This window comes from Variovorax sp. P1_H12_2, from assembly GCF_056405335.1.
This window is the reverse complement of the sequence record NZ_JBFUCI010000321.1, coordinates 1-7,482: the sequence shown is the minus strand read 5'-3', so window position 1 is coordinate 7,482 and position 7,482 is coordinate 1. Positions and strand designations below refer to the sequence as shown.

11 protein-coding genes are annotated in these 7,482 nt (G+C 66.2%); 4 read left to right on the top strand and 7 right to left on the bottom strand.

Annotated elements, in window-relative coordinates; translation table 11 throughout:
* From AC1D2K_RS25430 to AC1D2K_RS25420, 3 genes are all read right to left on the bottom strand, one after another.
* Positions 1 to 158, bottom strand: a 158-nt coding sequence (locus tag AC1D2K_RS25430) for an FAD-dependent oxidoreductase (RefSeq protein WP_478091957.1), incomplete at its 3' end; no start/stop codon positions are given.
* Between the two features lie 14 nt (positions 159 to 172).
* Positions 173 to 1,411: a styrene monooxygenase/indole monooxygenase family protein gene (locus tag AC1D2K_RS25425; protein ID WP_478091953.1), complete on the bottom strand. Its 1,239-nt coding sequence runs from the start codon at positions 1,409 to 1,411 to the stop codon at positions 173 to 175.
* 19 nt (positions 1,412 to 1,430) lie between these two features.
* On the bottom strand, positions 1,431 to 2,222 hold the full coding sequence (locus AC1D2K_RS25420; protein WP_478091951.1) for an SDR family oxidoreductase: 792 nt from the start codon (positions 2,220 to 2,222) through the stop codon (positions 1,431 to 1,433).
* A gap of 178 nt (positions 2,223 to 2,400) precedes the next feature.
* Between AC1D2K_RS25420 and AC1D2K_RS25415 the strand changes: the two genes are divergently transcribed.
* Positions 2,401 to 3,408 (top strand): AraC family transcriptional regulator, encoded by a 1,008-nt coding sequence (locus tag AC1D2K_RS25415; protein ID WP_478091955.1) that lies wholly within the window; start codon positions 2,401 to 2,403, stop codon positions 3,406 to 3,408.
* A 26-nt stretch (positions 3,409 to 3,434) separates the two neighbouring features.
* On the opposite strand, the gene AC1D2K_RS25410 is transcribed toward AC1D2K_RS25415, so the two are convergent.
* On the bottom strand, positions 3,435 to 4,094 hold the full coding sequence (locus AC1D2K_RS25410) for a glutathione S-transferase family protein (RefSeq protein ID WP_478091949.1): 660 nt from the start codon (positions 4,092 to 4,094) through the stop codon (positions 3,435 to 3,437).
* A gap of 98 nt (positions 4,095 to 4,192) precedes the next feature.
* Between AC1D2K_RS25410 and AC1D2K_RS25405 the strand changes: the two genes are divergently transcribed.
* A complete protein-coding gene (locus AC1D2K_RS25405) occupies positions 4,193 to 4,711 on the top strand; it encodes a winged helix-turn-helix transcriptional regulator (RefSeq protein ID WP_478091948.1) in 519 nt (172 codons plus the stop codon).
* Here the strand turns inward: AC1D2K_RS25405 and AC1D2K_RS25400 are convergent.
* Entirely contained in the window at positions 4,697 to 5,101 is a 405-nt protein-coding gene (locus AC1D2K_RS25400; RefSeq protein WP_478091946.1) for a DUF3224 domain-containing protein, read from the bottom strand. The two genes, AC1D2K_RS25405 and AC1D2K_RS25400, sit on opposite strands and share 15 nt — an antisense overlap.
* Before the next feature lie 70 nt (positions 5,102 to 5,171).
* Positions 5,172 to 5,498, bottom strand: coding sequence for a hypothetical protein (locus AC1D2K_RS25395; RefSeq protein WP_478091944.1), 327 nt, complete (start codon positions 5,496 to 5,498; stop codon positions 5,172 to 5,174).
* Positions 5,499 to 6,176: 678 nt separating this feature from the next.
* On the opposite strand from AC1D2K_RS25395, the gene AC1D2K_RS25390 reads away from it, so the two are divergent.
* Positions 6,177 to 6,626: a hypothetical protein gene (locus AC1D2K_RS25390; RefSeq protein WP_478091943.1), complete on the top strand. Its 450-nt coding sequence runs from the start codon at positions 6,177 to 6,179 to the stop codon at positions 6,624 to 6,626.
* 26 nt (positions 6,627 to 6,652) lie between these two features.
* Positions 6,653 to 6,862: a hypothetical protein gene (locus AC1D2K_RS25385; RefSeq protein WP_478091941.1), complete on the top strand. Its 210-nt coding sequence runs from the start codon at positions 6,653 to 6,655 to the stop codon at positions 6,860 to 6,862.
* Positions 6,863 to 6,888: 26 nt separating this feature from the next.
* Here AC1D2K_RS25385 and AC1D2K_RS25380 read toward each other — a convergent pair whose 3' ends face one another.
* Entirely contained in the window at positions 6,889 to 7,398 is a 510-nt protein-coding gene (locus AC1D2K_RS25380) for a VOC family protein (protein WP_478091939.1), read from the bottom strand.
* Between the last annotated feature and the right edge of the window lie 84 nt (positions 7,399 to 7,482).

The window sequence follows — 7,482 nt, the reverse complement described above, 5'->3', positions numbered from 1 at the left end:
GTCTCGAACATGCACTGGCTGGACATCACCGGGCCCTCGAAGATTTCCTGCCCGGTACGGTTCGAGAACACCGTCACCTCGTGGCCCGCGCGCTGCAGGCCGAGCGCGAGCTGCATGCCGGACTGTCCGGCGCCGACGATGGCCACGCGTCGCTTCATACGATGCCTCGGCCTTAAGCGACGGCGGCGCAGGTTTCGATGTAGCGGTCGGCCTCCGCGGGGTCGACGAACCACGGGAAGAAGGTGCGCGGATCGTCGAAGCCGTTGGCGATGGCGCTGGCCAGCGGCGGGATCGCGCCGGCGCTCCCCAGCAGCTTGAGCACATGGGGCGGCGGCGGCGCGAGCAGCATGTTGGTCCACTGCGCGACCCACTGCGCATAGCCGAACCAGTAGCGGTCGAAGGTCTGCTGCATCCAGGCCGCATCGGCCACACCGTCGCCGCGCGCGAGGATGCTCTTCAGGTAGGTGTCGGCGCACTTGGCCGCGTTGTTGGAGCCTTGGCCTGTGATCGGGTCGTTCAGCACCACCACGTCGGCCAGGCCCAGCACCTTGCGCCCGGAAGGCAAGGTCGCCACCGGCTTGCGCACCGTCGGCGCGAAGCGGCCCGCGAGGATGCCGTTGTCGTCGGTCAGTTCGACGTCGCGGCAGCGCTCGGCCTCCCAGGGCGTGAAGGTGTCGAGGATCCACTTGCTGCGCGCGAGGTGCTCCTGCGGGGTCTTCACGTCGGCCCAGCAGTCCATCGGGCCGCCGGGCACGCCTTCGAACACCATGATCTCGCAGGGCCCCGTGGTGGTCAGCGCCGGGAACACGAAGTACTCGCCCACGCCGGGGATGAGGTTGAAGCACACGGCGGAGAACGGCTCGCGCGGCGTCATTCCGTTCACGTAGGTCAGTGCCAGTGCGCGCTGCGGCTGGTCGTAGGTGGACTTGTGGGCGTCGCGCTCGAAGAGCTTCGAGATCTCGCCCTTGCCGCTGGCGACCAGCGTGAGGTCGTGGCTCTGGGTGCAGGCCTCCAGCTCGTCGATGCCCGCGTCCTTGAGGATGAGTTCGCCGCCCTTCTTCTGGAACGCGTCCATCCAGGCCGGGATCTTCACGCGCTGGTCGACCGACTGCGCGCTCGAATTCAGCCGCGCGGCCCAGTCGATGGCCTTGGCGCCCTTCAGCTCGGGATGGGGCACGGCCAGCCCGATGCCGTCCACCGTGGGGCAATCGCGCCCCCACTGGTCCAGGCCCAGGTCGCGCTCGATCTGCAGCGAGGTGTGGAACATGCACTGGCTCGACATGACCTTGCCGCGGCGGATGTCCTCCCCCGTCCGGTTGCTGAACAGCGTGACCTCGTAGCCTGCCGCGAGCAGGCCGAGCCCCAATTGCAGGCCSGACTGKCCCGCGCCGACGATGGCGATGCGTTTCATTGCTTGCTCCTTGATCTGGTTAGTCCATCAACTTGGGAATGGCGGGCACGGCCTGCTCGGGGCCCATGGCGGAGTAACCGCCGTCCACCGCGTAATCGGAGCCGGTCACGAAACTGGCATGGTCCGAACACAGGAACAGCACCACCTGCGCCACTTCGTCCGGATCGCCGACACGCCCGAGCAGATGGAAGGGCGCGGCCACGCGGTCGGTCTTGGCCCGGTCGCCGCCGCTGAGCCGGTCCATCACCGCCGACCAGGTCCAGCCCGGCGACACGCTGTTGACGCGGATGCGGTCCGGCGCCAGGTCCATCGCCATGTTGCGGGTGAGCTGCGCCATCGCGGCCTTGCTCACCGGATAGAGCCAGCGCCCCGTCTGCGCCACGCGCGACGAGATGCTCGTGAAATTGACCACCGCCCCGCCTCCGGCCGCGACCATGTGCGGATGCACGGCCTGCAGCATGGCCACGGCGCTCGCCACGTTGACGTTGAACGAGGTGAGCCAGTCGGCGCGCGGCGACTTGAAGCCGTCGTCCACGTAGGAGCAGGCCAGGTTGACCAGGAAGTGCACGCCACCGTGCCGCGCGGCCGCTTCCGCCACGCACGCCTGCACCTGGGCGTCGTCGGTGATGTCGGTGCGCACGAAGCGCACGCCGGCGCCGAGCGAATCCGCCAGCGGCTGGCCGTGGTCGGCGTCGATGTCGGCGATGACGACCTTGACGCCGGCCGCATGCAACGCACGCACCACGCCGGCGCCTATCAGTGTGGAGCCACCGGTGACGATGGCGCTCTTGCCTTCGAGTCCCTTGAACATGACGTTTGCTCTCCTCGGTTGATCGGGCAGGCCGGGTTGGCCTGTGGGGCGAACGTTAGGGGCAAGCGGGGCGCTGGCGGATCCCGGAAACGCAGGCGCTGTCCCTGGCGCGCAGCTTTCATCAAAGGGCTGGCCCGAATTGTGGGCGGGGATGGATTTTGCTACGGTGACCGACCCGATGGAAACCGCCACGACCTCACGGCTGCCGCTGCAGCGCTACCGACTGTTCGAGAGCCACGACATGGACGAGGCGCGCGAGAGCGTGGCCCGCGTGTTCTGCCCGCACGGCCTGGTCATGCTGCGGCCTCGCACCGAGCTCGACGCTTGCCACCACAGCGCGCGCCTGTATCGGGATGTGAGCCTCAATTACGTGCAGTACGGCCCGGGCGTGCAGATCGACCCCGGCTACCTGCAGGATTTCTTTTTGTTGCAAATTCCGTTGCGCGGCGGCGCCGAGATCCGCTGCGGCGCGCAGCAGGTGGATGCGACCCCCACCCTCGCGTCTCTGCCCTCGCCCACCGAGCCGCTGTCGATGCGCTGGGCCGACGACAGTCCGCACCTGATCGTGCGGCTGGCCCGTTCGGCGCTGCTCTCGCGGCTCGAATCCCTGCTGCAGGCGCCCGTGCGGCAGCACCTGGTGTTCGACCTCGGCGTGCCGCTGGACAACCCCGCGCTGGCGCCGCTGGTGCACTTCATCGACTACCTGCGGCTCACGCTCGACGCCGGCAACGCGCTGCAGTCCGGCGGCCGCCTCGCCGAGCATGCCGAGGAGTACCTGATGTCGAGCCTGCTCCTGTCGGCTGGCCACAGCTATTCGCGCGCCCTGGCCGGCGAAGCGCAGCGCAGCCTGCTGCCGCGCGTGGTCCGCAAGGCACAGGAGTACATGGCGGCGCATGCTGAGCAGCCGCTGTCGCTGGCCGACGTGTGCCGCGAGGTCGGCTGCAGCGCGCGCGCCCTGCAACTGGCGTTTCGCCAGCATGCGGGCCAGGGGCCGATGGAGTTCCTGCGCGAACTCCGGCTCGACAAGGTGCGGGCCGAACTATTGGCGTCCGCCAGCGTCGCCGGGAGCGGTGTGCGCGAGGTGGCGCAGAAGTACGGGTTTCTGCACCTGGGGCACTTCGCGGCGCAGTACCGCGCGCGGTTTGGGGAGCGGCCGTCGGAGACGCGGGGATCGCGGGGCTGCTGACGACCCACTGAATTCAGCAGCGCGCCTCAATCCCGGTCCGGCGCTCCCAGGGGGAAGAGCGGCCGCAGTGGCCGTGCCTCCTCCACCGCCCGGGCGAAGGACGGACGGGCAAGCAAGCGCGCGCGGTAGGCGCGCAGCACCGGATACGCCTCGGAAATCCGGTGCGTCCAGTCGGCGTAGAACAGCGAGGGCGCGGCCGCGCAGTCCGCCAGCGTGAAGTCCGCACCGGCGGCCCAGGTCCTGCCGGCCAGCTGCCCTTCGAGCCAGGCGTAGGCGAGTTCCAGCTTTTCCGCGGCAAACRCCAATCCTTCCTGGCGCTTCACCGGGTCGCCCGTCAGCGCACCGCCGACCGCATGCTGCACCACGTTCATGACATGCAGGTCGAAGAAGCGGTCGAGAAAGCGCACGTCCAGCGCGGCCATCGGATCCGCAGGCAGAAGGCGCACCGGCCCGGGATGCGCGAGCTGCAGGTACTCGATGATGATGCTGGTCTCGACGACGCTGCGATCGTCGTCCACCAGCAGCGGGAACTTGCGCAGCGGCCAACGGCGCAGCCACTCGGCCGAATGCTCCGGCGTATCCGGCCCGAGGCAGCGGAATTCGAAGGACGTGCCGTTCTCATACAGCGCGATGAGCACTTTCTGCGTGTACGAGGAGAAGGGATGGCCGTAGAGCGCGAGCGACATGGTGGAATCTCCTTGTTCATACTACTTGTATTGTGCAAGTGGTCGAATCCTACTCATGCCACTTGCATAATGCAAGTACTAATCCAAGGAGAGTCGCCGTGACGCAAACAGGACGATCAGGCTGCCCGATCAACCTGACGCTCGAACAGCTCGGCGACCGCTGGAGCCTGATCGTCATCCGCGACCTCATGTTCGGGAACAGGCGCAGCTATGGCGAACTGCTTGCGCAGAGCGAGGAAGGCATCGCCTCGAACATCCTCGCAGACCGGCTGAAGCGCTTGACCGACTCCGGCCTGCTGACGCGACGCCCCGATCCGAACCACCGGCAGAAGGGGATCTACAGCCTCACGGAATCGTCCATTCAGCTCCTGCCCCTGCTCGCGCACATGGGCGCATGGGGCCGCCGGCACACGCGTCCGAGCAAGGAACTGTCGGTGCGCGCGGAGCTGCTGGAAAAGGGCGGCGCTCCCCTTTGGAATGCCTTCATGGACGAGCTGCGCCACCTGCACCTCGGCGCACCGCGTCCGGCGCGCTCGGTGTTCAGCGAGTTGCAGGCCGCCTACGAGAAGGCACTCGCGCGCCCTGCTCCGATCGTCGGGCTTTCAGTTGCCGGGTAGGCGATAAGCAAACTCGTAGAAGTGCGTGCCCTCTGCGATCACGATCTTGAACTCGCCCTCGATACCGGTCAGTTCTTGCGTTCCAGAGTCGGGAACGACGGTCACGGACAGGGAGGGGACGCCGCGGCTCATGATGCCCGTGTGCTGCAGCACGAACGAGCCGCGTTTTCCCGCCAGAACGCCGGTGACCCTCTCGATGGCCACGTAGCCAGYCGAACCCTTGATGCTCGTCCCTGCGCTCAGCATCTGTCCCTGGGTGGTGGCTTCAAGATCACCGGAGATCCGCTTGTTGATCGACATGCGGCCCAGCAGCTTCGGCTCGGCGTCCTCACCTTCGAACGGCATGGATTGGAGTGAGACGACGAACGTACCTTTGGCGATTTTGGTCATGGAGATTTCTTGAGCGCACGATTCACCCAGTTGGGCACGCAGGCCGCCCCTTCAGGTTTGGAAGAAATTACTAGAGCACCCTGCAGTTGCCGAACTCGCACCGGATCGCGATCGCGCGGCCGTCGCTGCAGGGCACGCTGTAGGTCTCGAAGCCGGGGCCCTTGGCAGTGAGGCTTGCCAAGGGCTGGGCGGCGCAGGCCCGGTTCTTGGCGAGCTTCTCGGCGTTGTAGGTGTCCCGGCCGGTGGGCCTGGATGCACGCACGTAGGGAACCGGGGCAGCTGGCGCGGGCGCGACGCCGGCCACAGCTTGCGGGCCGTACTCGGCCATCGGCGTGTCCGGTGCTGCGCATCCTGCAAGCAGTGCGATCGCGGCAAATGAACAAACGATCAGACGCATCGTCGACTCCTCGTTGCTTGGGCGAATCGTAGGGCAATGTGCGCAAACACGCGAGATCGAACTCTCGGCGGTATCTCGGCAACAGGACGCGGCAGGAGCGGAGCGCCTTCGACGCTTGCCGCAAGTTCGAGCGGATGTGAAAAAAGACCGCGGCCAGCGCAGTGGCGGACGCGAGCGTCACGCAACCATCACAATCAAGGTGTAGGCTGAGGGCAGATGGTCCGCTGGCGCTGGTAGAGGACGCTTCGGCACCCGCCCATGGAGGGCGGTTCCTCGATGCCGGCGGCCGTCGCCACTTTCGCTCAACGATGAGCACGAGCCCCCCAGCAGCCACCAGAAGACTCCGGAGTTCAATCTGGAAAGGCTTTCGTTGGGTTGCTTGGGTCGCGCCGCCGAGGGCCGTGACCCGGCTCAAAAGCGGAACTAAGCCACGACCCTCCGGTTTTCCTTCGGCTGTCTCCGGGTAGCGCCTCCGTCCCGGCTACATTCGGCCAAAGGTCCCGCATCCCCGCAGCCGCCACGAGTCGCGCGATGCCCGTTGAAGAACCCGCCTCGAGCGCGAACCCATGGGAGAAGCTGGCTGCGGATGCCAAGACCGCGGGGCGCGCCGTACCGCACGGCGCTCGTACTTTCAGATCCTGCCCTAGAGGGTGAATGAGAAGGAAGGTGAGAACGGCCATGCAAACCCCAGACCTCGAAACAGTTGTGAGGGTCAGAGTTGCGCTACAGCAGGTCATCTCGGCGCGCGAGCATGGCGTCCAGGCTGTTCCGTACTTCGCTCCCACCAACATCGGCGTGCTTTCTCCCGACGAACAGGAGAAAGAGTCGAACGTGAAGGAAGAGACCGACTACGGGAATCGCGTGCGCGCTGGCATCCATCTGACACTGTCCGCGGCGGTTGCAGCGCTGGATGTTGCAGAAGCGCTCATGAAGGATTTTGCGACTGTGGACCCAAGGGATCGGAAGCGCCAACTGGTTCGATGCTCGCTGGATGCCCGCGTTGCCAGGGACGCCGCAGCTGAAGCCGCCGCAGTCTTGTCGGGGCAGCAGGCCCCCAAATCGGATGCGATGGTGGAGATCAAGCGGCTGAAGACGGCACTCTTTCAGCGATTCGGGATGGGCAAGTAAAAAACTGGCGAGCAGGAGGAATGAACATGACAGAGCCAGGAAATCTCGAAAATGAAGAGCTGCTCAACCGAGCCCATCAGCTGCGCCTGCTGGCTTTGCGCGGTCATTCCGAGTCGGGCAAGCGTGCTCGGCTTCACGAGGTCGAGGTGCGCCGACGCTTCGGTGTTGCCACCACGCTGAGCGCCCCACTCGAATCGTCGCCTTCGCGCCGCCGTCCGTTCTGGCGAATCTGGTGATCCGAATCCATGCGGGTTCCCTGCGCTCAGCTACGTCCGGCTCCGCCGGACGACCCCTTCGCCTTGGCGGCCGTCCAACGCTGCAGCGCGTCGCGCGCGCCATTGGTCGCCGGGTCCATCAAGGCATCGTGGCCGGCACGCTTGGCGCACAACTCGATCACGTAGCCGTTGGGATCACGGAAGTAGATGGAGTCGATGAAACCGTGGTTCGAAACACCGCGCGTCTCGATGCTCTGCGACTTGCCCTTTGCCAACATGTCGGCCAGCACCGGCGCGTCGACCTCCAGCGCAATGTRCAGATCGAAGTCATGCTGGGGCTTGAAGTCGAAGGGCATGTCGGGCGCCTCGAAGAAGGCCAGGTGTGAGCCGTCATCGAGCCGATAGAAGGTATGCAGCACCTGGGTCGCGCGGCCGGTCTTGGTCTCGCGGATCTCCAGGGTGCCGACCAGGGGCAGGCCCAGGAAGTTCTCATAGAAGGCGCGAGTCTGTTCGGAATCGCGGCAGCGGTAGGCGTTGTGGTGCAGTTTGCGGATCATGGCAAGCGCTCCTCGGTTCTAGGTTTCTCGTCGGCGGAAAACCTGCAGCAGCGGGCGAACACGATGAGCTTTAGGCCCGCCACC